Below are 19,454 nucleotides of genomic sequence, written 5' to 3'. Positions count from 1 at the left end.
GGGTACGTCGGTGAGGACGAGGTCGTCGCCGGCGCCCGGGCGGCCGCCGAGGACAGTGGCGTGTCCTCGATCGGCCCGGGTGCTGCCGCCGCGCTGACCCTGCTGGCCGCCGCGGTCGGCGCAAAAGCAGTGGTCGAGATCGGTACCGGCACGGGCGTCTCCGGGCTGGCGCTGCTGCGCGGAATGCGCGCGGACGGCACGCTCACGACCGTCGACATCGACGCGGAGAACCAGCGCCTCGCCCGCAAGACCTTCCTGGACGCGGGCATCCCGTCGCAGCGCTTCCGGTTGATCGCCGGCTCGGCGCTGGATGTCGTGCCGCGCCTGACCGACGGGCACTACGACCTGGTCTTCTGCGACGCGGACAAGCGGGAGTACACGGGCTACCTCTCCGAGGCCCTCCGCCTACTGCGCCCCGGCGGCGTCGTCGCCTTCGACAACGCCCTCTGGCACGACCGAGTCGCCGACCCGGCCCAGCGCGACCCCGACACCACCGCCATCCGCGACCTGATCCGCGCCATCCGGGAAGACGACGACCTCGTCTCGGCTCTTCTTCCGGTCGGCGACGGCCTACTTGCGGCCGTCAAACGCCCCGACTAGACCAGCTCGGTCAGGGCGGCGAGGAGTAGCGGCCAGGCGATGCTCTCTGGGTCGATCACCTCGTAGTGGGCTCCGCCCTTTACGGGCACAAGGCGGGTGGCCGGGTGGGCGGCGGCGTACGCGGCGGATAGGTCGAGCGGGACGAGGGTGTCTTCCGTGCCGTGCAGGATCGTCACCGGTGCCAGTGGATCCTGCAGGTGGACCGGGTCGAGGTCGGGGCGGGTGGCCGCGGCAACGCCTAGGAAGTCGCTCACGGCGCCGTCGTCGAGGTTCAGACGTTCTGCCAGTCCTAGATCGGCTACTGGCGCTAGGGCGACTGTGCCGCGGAGTCCGGTGCAGCAGGAGGCGGCCCATAGGGCGAGATGGCCGCCTGCGGAGTGGCCGGACAGCAGGATTGTCCCGTCTGTGTTGAGACCGGTCGCGAGTGCGGGCAGGTTGGCCAGTGCGGTTCGTACGTCGTCGACTGTGTGGTCCGGGCGGCCGGGGTCGCGGCGGTACTCGATCGACGCGACCGACCAGCCTGCAGCGGCTATGGCTCCGGCCAGTGGGTGGAGGTGCGTCCGGTCGTACTCGGGACGCCAGAATCCGCCATGCACCAGTACGACGAGGGGGCGGTCGGTGGCACGCTCGTCGCCGGTCCAGAGGTCCACCAGGTGATCCGCCTCAGCGCCGTAACGCTGCACGCTGTCAGGCGGCGCTGCCGGACGCGACAGCACCGAGCGATCCTCAGCCATCCGACCTGCCGAGGAAGCGGAAGGCGTTGGTGGAGAGGAGTTTCTCGCGCTGTACGTCGGAAAGGAAAGACGCCTCGCGCACGACTTTGCCGACCGGGCGTTCGCCGAGCGGGTACGGGTAGTCGCTGCCCACCATCACCTGGTCCTCCCCCAGCGTGTCGACGAGCAACCGCAGCGCCGGCTCCTCGAACACCACGGAGTCCACGAAGAACCGGTCGACGTACTGGCTCGGTGGGTTCAACGACTGACCGCGTACCAAATCCCCGCGCCGATGCCAGGCGTTGTCCACCCGGCCCAACCAGAACGCGAAACTGCCACCACCGTGCGCGAAGCAGATCCGCAACGACTCGGGCACTTTGTCGAAGACCCCACCGAGGATCATCGCCAGCACGGACAGATGCGTCTCGGCCGGCATCCCGGTCAGCCACCGCGCCATCCACCGATCGAGCCGCGGCCCGCCCGGCATGTCCCAGGGATGCACCAGCACGGGCGCGCCGACCTCCGCGCAGTGCTGCAGGAACATCACCACGCCCTCGTCGTCGAGATCCCGATCACCGACGTGGTTCCCGATCTCCACGCCCACGTGCCCAGCCGCGAGGGACCGGTCGAGCTCGGCGCACGCGGCATTCGGGTCCTGCAGCGGCACCTGGCAGAACGGGATCAGCCGGTCCGTCGTACCGGCCAGGACTTCCAGCGTCCGGTCGTTGAAGATCCGGGCCACCTTGCCGGCCTGGTCCGCGGGTTTGTCGTACGAGAAGAACACCGGCGTCGGCGACACCACCTGCAGCTCGATGCCGTCGGCATCCATATCGGCAAGCCTGGTCGCCGGATCCCACGCCTGCGCGCCGACCGGCCGGAACTCCGTCTCGCCGACCATGATCATCGCCGCGCGTTCGGAGTCGATCCGCAACCACGGCCACTCCCCCGCACCACAAGCGGCCGCGAGATCGGGCCAGCCTTTCGGGACGAGGTGAGTGTGTACGTCGACCGCCACTCCTTAGCCCTTGCCTGGATGGACGGTGCCGCAGCTGGGACACGTCCGCGCGTCCTCGCTGTCGTAGAACGCCTTGAACACCGGCGGCAGGTCCTCGACGATGTCGCGCACCTGCAGCTCGACCTCATGGACGATGGCGTTGCAGTTCTCGCAGTACCACCGGAACTTCTCCAGCGTGCCTTCCTCGCGCACCCGCTCGATCACGAGTCCGATCGACCCCGGCTCGGGCCGTTGCGGGGAGTGCGGCATGTTCCGCGGCAGCACCCACATCTGCCCCTCGCTGATCTCCACCTTGGCCGGACCGTCGTCGGTCATCACGTTGACGTGCATCGTGCCCTTGACCTGGTAGAAGAACTCCTCGTACGGGTCGACGTGGTAGTCCGTGCGCTGGTTCGGTCCGCCGACCACCATCGTGATGAAGTCGTCGCCGGTGGGGAACATCTGCTTGTTGCCGACCGGCGGCTTCAGCAGGTGCTTGTTCTCCTCGATCCAGCCGGGGAAGCTGGTGGCGTCCAAGTTGACCTCTGCCATCTGCGATCACCTCTCCTTGTCGGGGGGAACTACCGCGACTGCCTGGATCTCAAGCAGCAAATGCGGATGTGGCAACTGATGTACGGCGACCGTGGTGCGCGCCGGCCCGGTCTCGTCGAAGAACTCCGCGTAGACCTCGTTATAGCCGCCGAAGTCGTTCATGTTCACCAAGTACGTCGTGAGGGACACGAGGTCGCCGAGGTCCGCGCCCACCGCCTGCAGGATGTCGCGAATGTTCTCGATCACCGCCTGGGTCTGCGCGCGAATATCGAGCGTGGTCGTCCCCAACGCGTCGACCTCGGCCCCCGCGATCGTGTTGTCGGGCCGCCGACTACTCGTCCCGGACACATACGCAAACCCGCCCGCAACCTTCACATGCGGAAACCGCCCCCGCGGCACCGCCTTCCCCGCCACCACCCGCGCATCCGTCACCCCAGCATCCTCCCTCAGCCCCCGAAAACCCGCCACCACGCACCACTCCCCCACGTGCCCCACTGCGCCGACGCCCGCGCGCCTCCCCTTGCGCCGACGCCCGCGCCTTCACTCTGCGTCGATTGGTCTGGATTTGCCCGCTGGAGCGGCGGGTCGTCCGGTCACCAACCTGAGGCGGGCAAATCCTGACCAATCGACGCTAATCCAGCACCACGCACTACTTCCCCCCGGAGTCTTACCCGCCAGAAGCCCCGGCGGACGTTCTTCGTGGACCGGCATTAGCGACGATTCGTCAGGATTTGCCCGCAGACCGTCCGCGACCAAACTGACCCGCCGCTGTAGCGGGCAAATCCAGACCAATCGACGCAGGGAAAGGCGCGGGTGGTTAGTCGAGGTTTACGCAGACGTTGGTTAGTTCGGAGTAGAAGGCTAGGGAGTGGGTGCCGCCTTCGCGGCCTACGCCGGAGGCTTTCATGCCGCCGAAGGGGGTGCGGAGGTCCCGGAGGAACCAGGTGTTGACCCAGACGATGCCGGTGTCGAGGCGGGCGCCGGCGCGGTGGGCGCGACCTACGTCCCGGGTCCAGACTGTTGCCGCGAGCCCGTATTGGCTGTCGTTGGCCAACGCGAAGGCCTCGTCCTCGGTGTCGAACGGCGCGATATGGCAGACCGGGCCGAAGATCTCCTCGGTGGCGGTCCGCGCATCGGCGGCCAGGCCGGTCAGCACCGTCGGTTGGACGTACCAGCCGCCATCCCGCGCGTCGTCGAATGACGGTACGCCGCCACCGGCCAACACGGTCGCGCCTTCCGCCCGGGCCAGGTCGTAGTAGCCGAGGACCTTCTCCCGATGTTGCGACGAGATGAGCGGCATGTTGGCGGTCGACTCGTCCGCTGGCCAGCCGTACGGGAGTTCGGTGGCCCGTTGGGCGAGGCGCGCGCAGAATTCGTCGTACACGCTGCGCTCGACGTACAGGCGTTCGGTGCAGAGGCAGACCTGGCCGCCGTTGGTGAAGGTCGAGCGGACGGATCCCTCCACGGCGGCGTCGAGGTCCGCGTCGGCGAAGATCAGGCCGGCGTTCTTACCGCCGAGCTCGAAGGAGACGGCCTTAACCCCGTCCGCGGCCGCTTTGGCGATCGTGCTGCCAGTCGCGGATTCGCCCGTGAAGGTGATCGCGTCAACCCCCGGGTGCCGGGTCAGGAACTCGCCTGCCGAGGACGGGCCGAAGCCGTGCACGAGGTTGAACACGCCCTCGGGCACACCGGCCGCCGCCATCACCTCGGCCAGCACCGTCGCGGACGACGGCGTCTCCTCGGACGGTTTGACGACGACACTGTTGCCGCAGGCAAGGGCCGGCGCGACCTTCCAGGTCAGCAGCAGGAGCGGAAGGTTCCACGGGACGATGATCGCCACCACGCCGACGGGCTTGCGGACGGCGTAGTTGAGCGCCCGTCGGCCGTCCGGCAGCGACGTACTGAAGGACTCCGTCGAGGCGCTGGCCACGATGTCGGCGAACGCGCGGAAGTTGGCCGCGCCGCGCGGGATGTCCAACGTGCGCGCCTGCGATACCGACTTGCCGGTGTCGCCGACCTCGGCCGCGACCAGGTCGTCGAAACGCCGCTCGAGCTCGTCGGCGACCCTCCGGAGTACGACGGCGCGCTCCTGCTCGCTCATCCGGCCCCAGGGCCCGTTCAACGCCTGCCGGGCCGCCGACACCGCCGCGTCCACGGTCGCCTCGTCGGCCTCCGCCACCTCGGCGATCGTCTCGCCGGTGACCGGGCTGAGTTTCGGGAACGTCTTGCCGCCGACGAACGAGCCGCCGACGTAGTTCTGCAACAGACCAGGCGAACCACCTGGCCGCCCTACGAGCAGATCCGGATGCCAAAGCGTCAACGGAGGAGCCTCCTCGTCAGACCGACCAGCCCCAGGCCGGCGAGCAGGACCACTCCAGCGAGGGCCTGGTGCTGGCGACGCACACGCTGCTGCACTTCGGCGTACGGCGTGGTGGAGAACGACACCAACTCGTACCGGGAGGCGTAATGGCCCGGCAGCGCGCGCTCCAGCGCATGCTCGATCCGCTTGCCGAGCCGGAAGACCGGCGACGCCACCTTGTCGCGCATCTCCACGAAGTTGGCCAGTGCCATCTCCGCGATCGCCTCGGTGTTCTCACGGCGGCGCAGCTCGAACAGCGGCAGCGCCCGAGCCCACTCGCCGTCCGAGTCCTCGAGACAGCGGTCCAGCTCGACGACGTCCTCGAACGCGCAGTTCGCGCCCTGACCGTAGAACGGCACGATCGCGTGTGCGGCGTCGCCGAGTAACCCGACCCGCCCGAAGGCCTGCCAAGGCGCGGTGTGGACCGTGCCGAGCACGCCGATCGGGTTCTGCTGGTAGTCGTCGACGAGGTCGGGTGCGAGCGGCACGACGTCCGGGTAGTGCGTGCGGAAGTGGTCCTCGATCGCGGCCGGAGTGTCCAGCGCCGGAAAGCTGCCGTTGGGCCAGAACAGCGTGCAGGTGAAAGAGCGGTCCGGGTTCGGCAGGGCGATCATCATCGACGTACCGCGCGGCCAGATGTGCAAGGCGCCCGGGTCCAACGCAAAAGCCCCGGCCGCTGGTGGAATCGTGAGTTCCTTGTAGCCGTAGTCGAGGAAGTCGACCGCTTCGTCCACCAGGTGGTCCGCGACCAGCCGGCCACGAACCGCCGAGCCCGCGCCGTCGGTCCCCAGCACCACGTCGGACTCCGCCTCGACCGTTCTGTCGGGTGTCTCGAAGGTCATCCGGGCCGTCTTCGGGTCGAGCCCGACCAGGCGGTGCTCGAAGCGGATCTCCACGCCCGGCGCGGCCGCGGCAGCGTCGAGCAGCGCGTTGTTGAGCGCACCACGGCTGATCGAGTTGATCGCCCGGTCGCCGGAGACGCTGTACTGCTGGAAGTCGAGCGGCCCCTCGACCGGGTGGATCATCCGGCCCTTCATCGGCAACGCGTCAGCCATCACCTTGTCGGCGAGACCGATCCGCCGCAGCGCGTCGAGACCCCGCTCGGAGATCGCCAGGTTGATCGAACGACCGCGCTCGGCCTGCTGCTCGCGGGGATCCGGCCGGCGCTCGTACAGCGTGACGGGAACCCCGCGGCGAGCGAGGAAACACGTCAGCAGACTCCCGGCCAGGCCCGCTCCGACGATCGCGACGGTCATGCGTCCTCCGGCACGGCCTGGGCCAGCGCCACGGCAGCGCGCCAGCAGTCGTGGTACGACGAGTAGAGCGGGACCGGCGCCAGTCGGAGCACGTCCGGCTCGCGGGCATCGGCGATCACGCCATGCTCGTGGCGCAACCTGTGGGCCAATTCGCCCGCCTTGCCGGAACCGATGCGCAGGGACAGTTGCGCACCGCGCTGGTCCGCCGCACGCGGGGTGATGACCTCGAGCGGCCGGGTCGGGACGATCTCGTCGAGCAACTTCTCGAGGTACGCCGTGAGCCGGACGCTGCGCTCGCGAAGAGTGGGCATGCCGACCTTGTCGAAGAGCTCCAGCGACGTACGGACCGGGCTCATCGAGAAGATCGGCGGGTTCGAGACCTGCCACGCCTCGGCGGTCGCGGGCGGGCGCGATACCGCGGCCATCTCGAACCGGGTCGCCGCCTCGGTGCTCCACCAGCCTTCGAAACGCTGCAACGTCGGATCGGCCAGGTGCCGCTCGTGGACGAACGCTCCAGCCAAGGAACCCGGACCGGAGTTGAGGTACTTGTAGGAGCACCACGCGGCGAAGTCGACGTTCCAGTCGTGCAGGGACAACGGAACGTTCCCGGCAGCATGGGCCAGATCCCAGCCGACGATCGCGCCCGCGGCATGGCCCGCGGCGGTGATCGCCGGGATGTCCATCAGCTCGCCGGTGAGGTAGTTGACGCCTCCGAGCAGCACCAACGCGATATCGGGTGTCAGCTGATCGATCACGTCCTCGGTGCGCAGGGTGTTCTCGCCCTCGCGCGGACGCAACCGCACCACCGAGTCGTCCGGATCGCGCCCGTGCAGGCGGACCTGGCTGCGAACCGCGTAGCTGTCGGACGGGAAGGCGGAGTCCTCGATCAGGATCCGTCGCCGCAGTCCCGACGGCCGGTAGAACGACACCATCAGCAGGTGCAGGTTGACCGTCAGCGAGTTCATCACGATCGTCTCGCTGGGCAGCCCGCCGACGAGCCGCGCCGCCGATCCGGTCAGCAACTCGTGGTACGACAACCAGGGTCGCGCGGCCTCCAGGTGTCCCTCCACGCCGAGTCGTGCCCAGGCGTCGACGTCTGCCAAGAGCTCGTCGCGAGTGGCCTTCGGCTGGAGCCCCAGCGAGTTGCCCGCGAAGTACGCCACCTCCGGGTGATCGCCGCCGTCCGCCGCCGGGATGTGGAAGAGCTCCCGGTGCCCCGGATCGCCCGCGTCAAGCTTCCGCGCCTCGGCCTCACTCGACCCAACGCCTTCGGTCGTGCTGGCGCCTTCGGCTTTGCCGGCGTCCTTGGCTGCCCCGGGTTCGTCGGTCATGTCGGGTCCAGCGTGACGACTTGGTCCTTGCCGAGCACCGTCACTCCCCCGGCGCTCACGACGAAGCCGCGAGCGCGATCCAGCTCGGGATCCACCCCGATCTGGAAGCCGTCGGGGATGACGATGTTCTTGTCCAGAATGACGTTCCGCAACACCGCGTTCGCGCCGATCCGGCAGTTGTCCATGATCACCGAGCGCTCGATCCTGGCCCCGGAGCTGACCAGCACGTTCGCGCCGAGCACCGAATGGTCGACGACCGCGCCGGAGATGATCGAGCCCGCGCAGGTGATCGACTCGCCCACGGTCGCGTCGTCGGTGAACTTCGCACCCGGCAACTGCGGATGTGACGTGAAAATCGGCCAGTCCGAGTTGTAGAGGTTGAAGACGGGCTGGATCGAGACCAGATCCATATGCGCCTCGTGGTACGAGTCGAGCGAACCGACGTCCCGCCAGTACGAGCGATCCCGGTCGAGCGCGCCGGGCACGTCGTTGTCCTTGAAGTCGTACACATTGGCCTTGCCCTCGGCAACAAGCATCGGCACGATGTCGCCGCCCATGTCATGCCGGGAGGCCGGGTTCTCCGCGTCCCTGCGCAGGGCGTCGACCAGCACGTCGGCGCTGAACACGTAGTTGCCCATCGAGGCGAACGTCTCGTCCGGCGAGTCCGGCAGACCCGGCGGTTCGGCAGGCTTTTCGAGGAATTCCGCGATCGTCACGCCGTCGTCCGCCGTCTTGATCACGCCGAACTCCGAGGCGGTCGCCCGCGGCACCCGGATCCCGGCCACGGTCACGCCGGCGCCGTGCTCGATATGCGCGGCGACCATCTGCGAGGCGTCCATCCGGTAGACGTGATCCGCGCCGAACACCACGATGATGTCGGGTTTGTGGTCGTTGATCAGGTTCATCGACTGGTAGATCGCGTCCGCGCTGCCCTGATACCACTGCGGGCCGAGCCGCTGCTGCGCCGGCACACAGGTGACGAAGTTGCCGAGGAACGTCGACATCCGCCAGGTCAGCGTGACGTGCCGGTCCAGCGAGTGCGACTTGTACTGCGTCAGCACGCACAGGTTGCGATAGCCCGCGTTGACCAGGTTCGACAAGACGAAGTCGATCAGCCGATAACTACCTCCGAAGGGCACAGCAGGTTTGGCCCGGTCGACCGTCAGCGGCATCAGCCGCTTGCCCTCGCCGCCGGCCAGCACGATTCCGAGAACTCTGGGTGCCTTCGCCATGCCCAGACATTAGCCGCGCAAGCCGGATTCCATAACCCACTTCAGAGTGTCTGTGGAAAACCCCGGGCACCATAATGGGCGGATGGCCCGTCTCGTTCTTCCCACCGTCGCCGTCCACCGGTCGTACCTGGCCGCGTGGGACGAGTTGGAGCCCGGGGACGAGCGCTGGATGGGTGCGTACAGCTTCACCGAGGAGCAAATCCCCCGCTCACAAGTCAGTACGCCGGAGGGATTCGCGCAGCTGGTGGAAGAGCTGAAGGCCCAAGCCGATCCGTTCCGGGCCCGGCTGCCACATCTGGTGCCGATGACGTCGCTTTGGTTCGTCGAGGGCGACGAATGGCTCGGGCGGCTGTCGATCCGGCACGAACTGACACCCCAACTCCACGAACTGGGCGGCCACATCGGGTACGTCGTACGGCCGTCCGCCCGACGCCAGGGCTACGCCACCCAGATGCTCGAGCAGTCTCTGCCGTTCGCGGCCAAACTCGGCATCGACCCGGCCCTGGTCACCTGCGACGAGGACAACGACGCCTCCCGCAAGGTGATCGAGGCGTGCGGCGGCGAGTTCGAGGACAACCGGCACGGCAAACTCCGCTACTGGGTCCCAACCCGCACAACCTGACGCCACGACGACGGGCAGGCGCCCATGCCGGAAAGCTACCTGAGATGTGACGACTGGTGGACGAGATGGCGACACTCGAGCGGGCGGCTGGCGTTAGGGTCGGGGCTATGCATGTCTCGATCCTGACGCGTGAGTACCCACCGGACGTGTACGGCGGGGCGGGGGTGCATGTCGACTTTCTGGTGCGCGAGTTGCGCAAACTCTTGACGGTGAACGTGCATTGCATGGGTGAACCACGTCTCGGTGCGGTCGCGCACTCCGAGGACGACGCGCGCCTGGTCGGTGCGAACCCGGCGCTGCGCGTGCTGTCCACGGATCTCGACATGACCGGCGCGATCGCGGGCACCGAGCTCGCGCACTCCCACACCTGGTACGCGAACATGGCCGGCCATTGGGCCAAGCTGCTGTACGGCGTACCGCACGTGGTGACGGCGCATTCGCTCGAGCCGCGCCGGCCGTGGAAGGCGGAGCAGCTCGGTGGCGGTTACGCGTTGTCGTCGTGGGCCGAGCAGACGGCGTACGAGTCGGCCGATGCGGTCATCGCGGTGAGCAACGGCATGCGCGAAGACGTGCTCGACTGCTATCCGGGCATCGACCCGGACAAGGTCAAGGTCATCTACAACGGCATCGACGCGGAGTTCTATCACCCGGATCCGGCGACCCATGTGCTGGAACGGCTCGGCGTCAACCTCAACCGGCCGTACGTCACCTTCGTCGGGCGGATCACCCGCCAGAAGGGTGTGCCGCATCTGCTCCGCGCGGGTCTGCGGCTCGACCCGTCGGTTCAGCTGGTGTTGCTGGCGGGCGCGGCCGACACCGCAGACCTGAAGGCCGAGACCGACGCCGCGATCGCCGAGCTGAAGGCCACTCGCGACGGCGTGTTCGTGGTGTCGGAGATGCTGCCGCGCGAGGAGGTCCGGCAGGTGCTCACGCACGCGCTGGCCTTTTGCTGCCCGTCGGTCTACGAGCCACTCGGCATCGTGAACCTGGAGGCGATGGCCTGCGAAACGGCCGTGGTCGCGAGCGCGGTCGGCGGTATTCCCGAGGTGGTCGCGGACGGCGAGACCGGCACGCTGGTGACGTACGACGAGAACGACATCCCCGGCTTCGAGCGGGATCTCGCCGACGCGATCAACGCCCTGGTAGCCGATCCCGCCAAGGCCGAGGCGATGGGCCGCGCGGGCCGCGAGCGCGCCGTCACCCACTTCGCCTGGCAGGCCGTCGCCGAGCAAACCGTCGCCCTCTACAACTCCCTCCGCTGACGCGCGCCTTCTTTGCGTTCATCGGTCGCAAATCGCCCTCACCCGCCGCTGACCTGCACAGGTCCGCTGGGCTGAGAGGGCGATTTGGGACCGATGAACGCAAAGAAGGAAGGGAGTTATCCCCACCACTGTTGGGGAGTTGAGCCGATCGCGGCGAAAGCGTGGCGCGGCTTGGGTTGGGGCATGACCAATTTCCTCGCCAAGACCACCGCCACCGCGCTGATCGCGACGTTGGCCCTCAGCCCCCTCGCCGCCTTCGCCACCACGTCGGCTCCACCGGTCGCCGACGTCTCGATCAGCCAGATTCAAGGCATACGAGGCCAGTTCGTCTCCGCGGTGAAGCTTGACCAACTGTCGGCGCGCGCCGTCACCGAGGCCGCGAAGGCGTACGGCTTCACCGACGCACCCGATGCCCGGTTCGGCGTAACGACGTACCGGGTCGTCTATCGCACCATCGATCCGTCGGGCCGTCCGACCACGGCGAGCGGGCTGGTCGCGTTGCCGGATGGGCGGCGCGGCAGGCTGACCGTGGCGGAGTACCTGCACGGCACCAACGGCACGAAGCGGTTCGTCGCCTCGATGACGGCCGGGCCGGATCGGGCGGCTGCCCAGATGCTCGCGGGCACCGGCCTGGTGGTGGTCGCGCCGGATTACCTCGGGCTTGGCGTCGGGCCCGGGCGGCACCCGTACCTCGATACCCGGACCGAGACCACGGCCTCGACCGACTTGTTGCTGGCGGCAAGGACCTTCGCCCGGCGATACGGCGTACAGCTGAAGCGGGATGTGCTCGTCACCGGCTTCTCGCAGGGCGGCCGGGCGACCCTCAGCGTCGGACGCGCGTTGCAGAACAAGGAGGTTCCGGGCTTCCGGCTGGGCGCGCTGGAGGCCGTCGCCGGGCCGTTCGACATCGAGAACGTCGAGATGCCCGCGGTCTTCGACGGTTCGGTGAACCCGCAGGTCGCGGTGCTCTACCTGGCGTACTTCGTGACGGCGTGGGATCGCACGGTCGGCCTGTACGACGACCCGCGCGAGGCCTTCACCGTGGACGGGGTCGAGGACCTGTTCGACGGCTACCACGAGGTCGAGGACATCGCTCGAGCCCTCCCGCCGACGCCGGACGAGCTCTTCACGCCGGAGTTCAAGGCGAAACTGGTGAACCCGTCCGGCGCGCTCCTGCGTGGTCTGCGCGAGGCCGATCGGATCTGCCGCGACTGGACCCCGCGCGTGCCGGTCAACCTCTACACCGGTACGGCCGACGCGGACGTCGTACCGGCCAATGCCACCGCCTGCGCGACGACGTTCATCCGCCGTGGCGCCGAGGTCCGGATCCACTCGATGGGCGACGTCGACCACAGTGGAACCGCCCGCGCCGCCTACCCCAAGATCGCGCGGGTCTGGGCCAAGTACGCCTAAACCTGAGCGTATTTGCGAAGGTGGCCGAGCGGGCGTAGGCCGAGGCGGGCGGCGACGCGCTGGGAGGAGATGTTGTCCTCGGTGGTGCTGTAGTAGAGATTCCGCCCGCGGAGGACCGGGTGCTTGGCCCAGGCTGCCGTGACGGCCGCGGCGAACCCCTGGCCTCGGTAGGCCGGGGCCGTCCACACACCGGCCTCCGCCGCCGTGGCCTGGAAGCGGGCCGCGTGGCAGGTCGCCACCAGTCGGCCGTCCTTCAGCAGCATTGCCCAAGGGCCATGGCGCCCGGCAAGCAGGCTGGTCCAGTGCTCCGGCTTCCACTCGTCGGGCCTGAGGTCGCGGAGACGCTCGACCGGACCGCCCGAGAGCACCACCTCGGCGGACGTCTCGTAGACAAGCGGCGGTTCGATCGCATACGCCGGGCTGCTCGTCATCACCATGGCGGCCAGCTCGGCAGGCTCGACCGGGTAGTCCGGGTTCGCCACGAGCTGCTGCTCGACGCCGGTGTCGGCGACCACGACGTACGGCGCGTCGGGCTCGCGGCCGAGGTTCGCCACGCCCCAGATCAGGTCCACTTCGGCGACGAGCAGGGCCAGGTCGTCGGGCATCAGATCCCGGCGGTGGGGTGTTCGGAGGTGAGCCAGGTGGTGAGTAGGCGGGCGCCCGCGCCGGTTGCGCCGAGGGAGTACTCGAACTCGTCGCGCGGCGATTCCGCGATGCTCGACAGGTCGAGGTGGGCCCAGGGCAGACCGCCGCTGAAGTTCTTCAGGAAGAGCGCGGCCGTGATCGAGCCAGGGCCCTTCGACGAGTTCACCGCGTCGGCGACCGGGGTGGAGATGTAGTCCTCGTACGCCGCGGGCAACGGCATCCGCCAGAGCTGCTCGCCGGCGATGAACCCGGCCTCGACCAGGTTGTCCGCGAGCGCGTCGTCGGTCGCGAACAGACCGCCGTACAGCATCGAACCGAGGGCCATCTTGATCGCACCGGTCAGGGTGGCGATATCCACGAGTACGTCGGGCTTGAGTTCGTCGACGGCGTAGGCCAGGCCGTCCGCGAGCACCATCCGGCCTTCGGCGTCGGTGTTCTTCACCTCGGTGGTCCGGCCGCCGTAGTGCCGCACGATGTCGTCCGGGCGGTACGCCGTACCGGACGGCATGTTCTCGGCGGCACAGATCAGGCCGGTGACGCGGACCTTCGCACCGAGGTCGCGCAGCGCCGCCATCGTCGCGATGACGGAACCGCCACCGGTCATGTCGCGCTTCATCGAGACCATCGACTCGCGCGGCTTCAGCGACAGGCCGCCGGTGTCATACGTGATGCCCTTGCCGACGAGCACGACGTACGGCGTCTTCTTGTTCGCGCCGGGCGGGGTGTAGTCGAGCCGGATGAACCGCGGCGGCCGGATCGAGCCCTGCCCGACCGCGAGGATGCCGCCGAAACCGTCGGCGGCGAGCTGCTTCTCGTCCCAGACGGTGACCTCGAGGCCGTTCGCCTTGGCCAGTTCGGTGGCCCGCGCGGCCAGCCAGGCCGGGTCCTTCTCGTTGGACGGCGTGGTGGCGAGCTCGCGGGCGAGGCAGCCGGTCCGGCCGATCACCAGGCCGCGCTCGACCACCTCGTCGCGGGTGCTGTCCGTGCCGTCAGTGATGACGACGCGCTCGACGATCGGCTTGCCCGGGTCCACGGTCTTGCGGTGGAACGTGAACGAACCGAGCACGAGACCCTCGGTGAAGGCCTGCAGCCCGGCGTCGTCGATGCCCTCGGCAACGACGGTGGTCAGCTCATCCCGGCCACGGCCGAAACGCGCGATCGCCGCTCCGGCGTGTCGCAGGTCCCGCGGGGTGCTTTCGCCCGCTCCGACCAGCATCACCTCGGCCGCGTCACCGGCCAGCAAGGGGTACGTCGCGGTGCGTCCGGCGGCCGGGCTGAAACCGCTCCCGGTGAGGGCCTCGAGCAACCTTTCCAGGTCCACCCCGAGCCGCTCGCCGGCGTCCTTCGCCGCATCGGGCAGGCCGTCTTCGGTGACCAGGACCACCCAGCTCGCGGAGCCGTGCACGGGCAGACCGGGCTGCCAGACGACGACCGGGCCGGCCGGTGCGATGGTGCGTGCAGGGGTACGACGAGCCACCAGAAACCTCACATGTCCAGAGCTGTCACGAAACGGGTGCAGCCAACCGTAACGACCCCGACAGGTGCCGGATAGCACCCACCGGGGTCGCCGAAACGTTCACAGGTACAACAAAGTCACCAGTACAGGGGGTGCGCCCCGACGCGGTCGCGTCAGCCGACAACGGCCTTCAGCGCGTTCCCGAGCTCGGTCGCCTCATCGGCGTTCAACTCGACGACGAGCCGACCGCCGCCCTCGAGCGGAACCCGCATCACGATGCCCCGACCCTCCTTGGTCACCTCGAGCGGACCATCGCCCGTCCGCGGCTTCATGGCCGCCATGCGCGCACCCCTTTCTTCATCGGGTAGAGCCTCATCCATAAAGCGACGACACCACTCGGCCTCCCGGGTGCAGGCGCCGTGCGGTGATGCGCCGTGGGCGCGTATCGCAGTGTGTGTCGACACCCATTATCCCCGAACACGGGCCAGAGCCGTGCACCATACGGCAGACTCGGGCACGTGCACGCCCGTTCAGCCCTCTTCGACCTGTACGGCGACCACCTGCGCGCGCGTGGTGCGCGAGCCCCTGTGGCCGCCCTCGTCCGGCTGCTCGCGCCCTTGGGAGTGCACCCGCCGGCCGTCCGTACCGCCGTGTCCCGAATGGTCCGCCAGGGCTGGCTGGAACCGGTCCGGATCGACGGCCAGCCGGGATACGGCCTGACCGCCCGGGCGCGCCGCCGCCTCGACGACGCGGCCGCCCGGATCTACCGAACCGGCGACGGCGACTGGGATCGGCACTGGCACCTCGGCATCCTGCGCGAGATCCCGAACCGGCGCCGGCTCGACCAGCTCGAATCGCAACTCTCCTTCCTGGGTTGGGCTCCGCTGTCCGACGGCGCCTGGGTCGGCCTGCGCCACGACAGCGAGGTCGACCAGGTGCTCGAGGTCGAAGGCCTGCCAGCGGACCGCTTCCGCGCGCCCGTCGACGGTGATGCCGTGGCGTTCGCCCGCCGGGTCTGGAAACTCGACGACCTCGGCGCGTCGTACGACACCTGGCTGAACGAGGCCAAGGCCCTGGTCGATGCCGCCGGCCCCGATGCCGACGACGAGCAAGCCTTCGCGGCCCGGTCGAAGCTGGTGCACGAGTGGCGTAAATTCCTCTTCCGCGACCCGGGGCTACCACCCGAGCTGTTGCCGGCCGATTGGGCCGGGACACGCGCGGCGGAGTTCTTCGACTTCCACGCGAATCGACTTCTTCCCGCGGCCGGGCGTTTCGTCGACGCCTGCCTGTCCATCGATCACTGAGAGCTGAGGATCTGCCACGATGAGTGACATCACTGTCCGGTACGAGGTCGCCGACGGCATCGGCACCATCACCCTGGACCGGCCGGACGCGATGAACTCGCTGAACACGCCCACCAAGGAGCAGCTCAAGGCGGCCGTCCAACTCGCGGCCGAGGACGAGTCGGTGCGGTGTGTCGTGCTTACCGGCACCGGGCGGGCGTTCTGCGTGGGGCAGGACCTCAAGGAGCACATCCAGCTGTTGGCGGCTAACGACATGGACGCCCTCTGGAACACCGTGCCGGACCACTTCGCGCCCATCGCGAAGGCTTTGGCGGAGATGCCGAAGCCGGTCATCGCCGCGGTGAACGGTGTGGCCGCCGGGGCCGGCGCGTCGTTGGCCTTCGCGTGCGACTTCCGGGTTTTGGCTGATACGGCCGGGTTCAACCTGGCCTTCACTGGGATTGCGTTGTCTTGCGACACGGGCATCTCGTGGACCCTGCCGCGTCTGATCGGCCAGGCCAAGGCAACCGAGCTCCTGTACTTCCCGCGGACCGTGCCTGCCGCCGAGGCGCTTGAGCTCGGCCTGGCGACGCGAGTGGTCCCGGCCGCGGATTTCGCTGACGAGGTGGCCGCGTTGGCCGGGAAGCTGGCGTCCGGCCCGACCGCCGCCTACGGCGCCGTACGCCTCTCCCTCGCCTACTCCGCCACCCACACGTTGGACGAAGCCCTGGCCTTCGAAGGCGACATGATGCGCCTAACCGGCGACACCCAAGACCACCAAAACGCCGTCGCCTCCTTCGTAGCCAAACAACCCCCGACGTTCACCGGCAAATAACACCTCCCCGCACACGCTCGCCTCGCAGCGCCGTGGGCTCGCTGTCCACAGGCAGCGCACGGGGGCGCTCCGTGGGCTCGGTTGGCTAGCGGGAGATGCAGGTGGCTAGGTGGTCGTTGACCATGCCGGTGGCTTGCATCAGGGCGTAGCAGGTGGTTGGGCCTACGAAGACGAAGCCGTTTTTCTTTAGGGTTTTGGACATCGCGATCGATTCTGGGGTGATCGCGGGGATGTCCTCGCTGGTGAGGGGGGCCGGTCGCTCCGGTGGGGCGAAAGACCAGAGCAATTCGGTGAACTCGCCCGGGTCCAAGGCCAGTAGGGCTTTGGCGTTGGTGATGGCGGCGTTGATCTTGGCTCGGTTGCGCACGATTCCGACGTCGGCCATTAGGCGGTCGAAGTCCGCTGGGCCGTATTCGGCGACCACTTGTGGGTTGAAGTTGGCGAAGGCCGTACGGAAGGCGGGGCGTTTGCGGAGGATGGTGATCCACGAGAGGCCGGATTGGAACGACTCGAGGCTGACTCGTTCGTACAGGCCCTGGTCGTCGCGGATCGGCTTGCCCCACTCGTTGTCGTGGTAGGCGACGTAGTCGGGTGACGAGGAGGCCCAGGTGCAGCGCGGCAGACCGTCAGGGCCGGCCACGGTCATCGGGCCGTGACCACGGAGACGAGGCGGGAGAGCGAGATTCGCATCATCAGCTCGAAGAAGGGGCGGATGAACGGCCAGGCGGCGATGCCGTACTTGCCGAAGGGCGGGATGACGTCCTCGGCCCAGGTGAAGCGGGTGCCGGAGGCCATGGGCGTGACGATGAAGTCGCCGGTACCGCGGACGAGCTTGCCGAGGTGTTTCACGCTGCAGCGCAGGGGTGGTTCCCAGTGGGTGATGACCATGTTGTCAGTGAATCCGAAGGGACCGACACTTGTGCGGGCCGCGACCCCGCCGCCGATGCCCTGGCCGTCGTTCGCGGTCCCACGGACCTTGGTGAAGAGCATCCAGGTGGACTGGATGTCCCAATCGACGACCGCGTTCCAGACTTTGTGCGCACCGACGGCGACCTCGACGGAAGCCTCCGCGTGACACGGGGGTTTCGGCTCCGGCGAGTTCGGCATGGGGTCAGTGCCGCCGGGTCACGGATGCGTCGTCGACCTCGGCCGCATCCGGCTCCCCGATTGCGTCGAACTCTGTCGTCTCCGGCTCCGCGGCCGGCTTGGTCCCCGCGACCGGCTTGGGCTCCGCGACCGGGAGCTCCACGACGGGCTCGGGCGCCGGCTTGGGCTCCGGGGACGGTTCGGGGGCGAAGATGCTGCCCGCGTCGTACACCTCGGTGGACACCGTGCCAGCGTCGTCCGCCTCGGGTGTGACCGTCGCCGGGCCCTGCTCCTCCTCGGCGACCGCTGCAGCCTCGTACGGCGTCTCGTACGGCGTCTCGGCAACCTCGGCCGTCTGAGCGGCCTCAGCCACCTCAGGGGTCTCGTGGTACGTCGGGAGGGGTGCCGTGGGCTCGGCCGGTTCGGCCGCCTCCGCGGGCGGGGTCTCGGCCGGGGCGGTCTCGGCTACCGGCTCGTCGGCGTAGGTGAAGGCCGGGACGGTCTGGGCGCGTTCGAGGGCGGCGATGCGGCGGTCGCGCTCGGCGACTTCGCGGGCGACGCGTTCGAGTAGCGTGTCGACCTCGTCCATCCGGTAACCGCGAACGCCGACCGCGAAGCGCGAAGACTCGATGTCATCGGCGGTCAGGGCACGGCGGGCCGGGACGAGCACGTCGGGGCGGTCGTCGTAGACCTCGGCCATGCCACCCCAGCGCCCGGAGGCGACCACGGCGACAGCACCGATCAGCACGACGATTACGAGGGCGAAGAACCACATCACGCCCCGATCGTGCCACGCCGGGCCGGTCAGTCGCACAACCGGCGCGGCCGAACCGCCCCACACCCGGTTCCGGAACCGGCCCACACGCGGTCCGTGAGCACCATCGGCCGAGCGTGGGAACGGCCTGCGGAGCGGGGGTCAGCTGCCGTCGGAGCCGAGGCGGTGGGCCTCGCGCCGGGCTCGCGCTTCCTCGCTGTCGCCCTCTGCGACGTCCGCGGCAGCAGCGGCGGCAGCGGCCTCGGCGGCGGCGTCGGCCATCTCGCCGGACTTCACGATGTAGCTGATCGCCTCGTCGACGTCATCCGTGACAGTGAACATGTCGAGGTCCGGCGGCGCGATCTTGCCGTCGGCCAGCATCGTCTCGCGCAGCCAGTCGACCAGACCACCCCAGTACGACGACCCGAACAGCACCACCGGGAACGACGTGACCTTGCGGGTCTGCGCCAGCGTGAGCGCCTCGAACAGCTCGTCCAGCGTGCCGAACCCTCCAGGCATCACCACAAACCCCTGCGCGTACTTCACGAACATCGTCTTGCGGGTGAAGAAGTAGCGGAAGTTCATCCCGATGTCGACCCACTCGTTCAGGCCGTTCTCGAAGGGCAGCTCGATGCCGAGGCCGACCGAGATGCCGCCGGCCTCGGAGGCACCCTTGTTCGCCGCCTCCATCACGCCCGGACCGCCGCCGGTGATGACCGCGTAGCCGGCGTTGACCAGCTTCCGGCCGGTCTCCTCCGCCGCGGCGTACATCGGGTCGGTCGGTTTGGTCCGTGCCGAGCCGAACACGCTGATCGCCGGGCCGAGCTCGGCCAGCATGCCGAAACCCTCCACGAACTCCGACTGGATCCGCAGCACCCGCCACGGGTCGGTGTGGACCCAGTCCGACGGCCCGCGACTGTCCAGCAGCCGCTGCTCCGAGGTGGAGTTCTGGACCTGGTTACGCCGCATCACGACGGGCCCGCGCTGCGATTCGGGCGGCCGGTCAGGGTGAATGGAAGGATCCGTCATGCCATCCAGGTTAGTCGCCCCGAGCGACTCAG

Annotated in this window: 21 protein-coding genes; 6 read left to right on the top strand and 15 right to left on the bottom strand. The window is 68.7% G+C overall.

Annotation, left to right across the window (positions count from 1 at the left end; all coding sequences use genetic code 11):
* Window positions 1-60: 60 nt before the first annotated feature.
* A complete protein-coding gene (locus OG394_RS35850) occupies window positions 61-600 on the top strand; it encodes an O-methyltransferase (RefSeq protein WP_442914252.1) in 540 nt (179 codons plus the stop codon).
* Here OG394_RS35850 and OG394_RS35845 read toward each other — a convergent pair.
* The 8 genes from OG394_RS35845 to glgC all read right to left on the bottom strand — a co-directional run bounded on the left by OG394_RS35845 (window position 597) and on the right by glgC (window position 9,037).
* Window positions 597-1,334 (bottom strand): alpha/beta hydrolase, encoded by a 738-nt coding sequence (locus OG394_RS35845; protein WP_328991692.1) that lies wholly within the window; start codon window positions 1,332-1,334, stop codon window positions 597-599. The two genes, OG394_RS35850 and OG394_RS35845, sit on opposite strands and share 4 nt — an antisense overlap.
* The gene (locus OG394_RS35840) at window positions 1,327-2,328 is read right to left on the bottom strand and encodes an amidohydrolase family protein (protein ID WP_328991691.1); all 1,002 of its coding nucleotides are present in this window, start codon (window positions 2,326-2,328) and stop codon (window positions 1,327-1,329) included. Before OG394_RS35840 ends, OG394_RS35845 begins: the two co-directional genes overlap by 8 nt.
* Before the next feature lie 3 nt (window positions 2,329-2,331).
* On the bottom strand, window positions 2,332-2,859 hold the full coding sequence (locus OG394_RS35835) for a 3-hydroxyanthranilate 3,4-dioxygenase (protein WP_328991690.1): 528 nt from the start codon (window positions 2,857-2,859) through the stop codon (window positions 2,332-2,334).
* A 6-nt stretch (window positions 2,860-2,865) separates the two neighbouring features.
* Window positions 2,866-3,291 carry a RidA family protein gene (locus tag OG394_RS35830; RefSeq protein ID WP_328991689.1) on the bottom strand — a complete coding sequence of 142 codons (426 nt, stop codon included), beginning with the start codon at window positions 3,289-3,291 and terminating at the stop codon, window positions 2,866-2,868.
* Between the two features lie 385 nt (window positions 3,292-3,676).
* Window positions 3,677-5,179 carry a 2-hydroxymuconic semialdehyde dehydrogenase gene (locus OG394_RS35825; protein WP_328991688.1) on the bottom strand — a complete coding sequence of 501 codons (1,503 nt, stop codon included), beginning with the start codon at window positions 5,177-5,179 and terminating at the stop codon, window positions 3,677-3,679.
* Window positions 5,176-6,474, bottom strand: a complete 1,299-nt coding sequence (locus OG394_RS35820) for an FAD-dependent oxidoreductase (protein WP_328991686.1) — start codon at window positions 6,472-6,474, stop codon at window positions 5,176-5,178. The genes OG394_RS35825 and OG394_RS35820 overlap by 4 nt, the downstream gene beginning before the upstream one ends.
* Entirely contained in the window at window positions 6,471-7,805 is a 1,335-nt protein-coding gene (gene kynU / locus OG394_RS35815) for a kynureninase (RefSeq protein WP_328991685.1), read from the bottom strand. The genes OG394_RS35820 and kynU overlap by 4 nt, the downstream gene beginning before the upstream one ends.
* Window positions 7,802-9,037, bottom strand: coding sequence for a glucose-1-phosphate adenylyltransferase (glgC, locus tag OG394_RS35810; RefSeq protein ID WP_328991683.1), 1,236 nt, complete (start codon window positions 9,035-9,037; stop codon window positions 7,802-7,804). Before glgC ends, kynU begins: the two co-directional genes overlap by 4 nt.
* Before the next feature lie 82 nt (window positions 9,038-9,119).
* Here glgC and OG394_RS35805 point away from each other — a divergent pair, with 82 nt between their 5' ends.
* From OG394_RS35805 to OG394_RS35795, 3 genes are all read left to right on the top strand, one after another.
* Window positions 9,120-9,659 carry a GNAT family N-acetyltransferase gene (locus OG394_RS35805; RefSeq protein ID WP_328991681.1) on the top strand — a complete coding sequence of 180 codons (540 nt, stop codon included), beginning with the start codon at window positions 9,120-9,122 and terminating at the stop codon, window positions 9,657-9,659.
* 107 nt (window positions 9,660-9,766) lie between these two features.
* Window positions 9,767-10,921, top strand: a complete 1,155-nt coding sequence (gene glgA, locus OG394_RS35800; RefSeq protein WP_328991680.1) for a glycogen synthase — start codon at window positions 9,767-9,769, stop codon at window positions 10,919-10,921.
* Between the two features lie 183 nt (window positions 10,922-11,104).
* Entirely contained in the window at window positions 11,105-12,334 is a 1,230-nt protein-coding gene (locus OG394_RS35795) for an alpha/beta hydrolase family protein (RefSeq protein ID WP_328991679.1), read from the top strand.
* On the opposite strand, the gene OG394_RS35790 is transcribed toward OG394_RS35795, so the two are convergent.
* The 3 genes from OG394_RS35790 to OG394_RS35780 form a co-directional block, all read right to left on the bottom strand.
* Window positions 12,331-12,939, bottom strand: a complete 609-nt coding sequence (locus tag OG394_RS35790) for a GNAT family N-acetyltransferase (RefSeq protein ID WP_328991678.1) — start codon at window positions 12,937-12,939, stop codon at window positions 12,331-12,333. The two genes, OG394_RS35795 and OG394_RS35790, sit on opposite strands and share 4 nt — an antisense overlap.
* Entirely contained in the window at window positions 12,939-14,456 is a 1,518-nt protein-coding gene (locus OG394_RS35785; RefSeq protein WP_328991677.1) for a leucyl aminopeptidase family protein, read from the bottom strand. Before OG394_RS35785 ends, OG394_RS35790 begins: the two co-directional genes overlap by 1 nt.
* Window positions 14,457-14,608: 152 nt before the next feature.
* Window positions 14,609-14,776: a DUF3117 domain-containing protein gene (locus tag OG394_RS35780; protein ID WP_012923066.1), complete on the bottom strand. Its 168-nt coding sequence runs from the start codon at window positions 14,774-14,776 to the stop codon at window positions 14,609-14,611.
* Window positions 14,777-14,953: 177 nt separating this feature from the next.
* On the opposite strand from OG394_RS35780, the gene OG394_RS35775 reads away from it, so the two are divergent.
* Window positions 14,954-15,739, top strand: coding sequence for a PaaX family transcriptional regulator (locus tag OG394_RS35775; RefSeq protein ID WP_328991670.1), 786 nt, complete (start codon window positions 14,954-14,956; stop codon window positions 15,737-15,739).
* Window positions 15,740-15,758: 19 nt separating this feature from the next.
* Complete coding sequence (locus tag OG394_RS35770) at window positions 15,759-16,553, top strand: enoyl-CoA hydratase/isomerase family protein (RefSeq protein WP_328991669.1); 795 nt, start codon at window positions 15,759-15,761, stop codon at window positions 16,551-16,553.
* Between the two features lie 85 nt (window positions 16,554-16,638).
* Here the strand turns inward: OG394_RS35770 and OG394_RS35765 are convergent, their stop codons facing one another.
* From OG394_RS35765 to OG394_RS35750, 4 genes are read right to left on the bottom strand one after another with little or no spacing between them, the layout of a single operon-like run.
* A complete protein-coding gene (locus tag OG394_RS35765) occupies window positions 16,639-17,199 on the bottom strand; it encodes a DNA-3-methyladenine glycosylase I (RefSeq protein ID WP_328991668.1) in 561 nt (186 codons plus the stop codon).
* Complete coding sequence (locus OG394_RS35760; RefSeq protein WP_328991667.1) at window positions 17,196-17,660, bottom strand: SRPBCC family protein; 465 nt, start codon at window positions 17,658-17,660, stop codon at window positions 17,196-17,198. The genes OG394_RS35765 and OG394_RS35760 overlap by 4 nt, the downstream gene beginning before the upstream one ends.
* Window positions 17,661-17,664: 4 nt before the next feature.
* Complete coding sequence (locus OG394_RS35755; RefSeq protein WP_328991666.1) at window positions 17,665-18,501, bottom strand: DivIVA domain-containing protein; 837 nt, start codon at window positions 18,499-18,501, stop codon at window positions 17,665-17,667.
* Between the two features lie 54 nt (window positions 18,502-18,555).
* Window positions 18,556-19,422 carry a TIGR00730 family Rossman fold protein gene (locus OG394_RS35750; protein ID WP_328991665.1) on the bottom strand — a complete coding sequence of 289 codons (867 nt, stop codon included), beginning with the start codon at window positions 19,420-19,422 and terminating at the stop codon, window positions 18,556-18,558.
* Window positions 19,423-19,454 lie beyond the last annotated feature (32 nt).

The organism is Kribbella sp. NBC_01245 (assembly GCF_036226525.1).
In the GTDB taxonomy this organism is placed as follows: domain Bacteria; phylum Actinomycetota; class Actinomycetes; order Propionibacteriales; family Kribbellaceae; genus Kribbella.
Note: the sequence above shows the minus strand (reverse complement) of the source record. Positions and strands in the feature narration are given on the sequence as shown.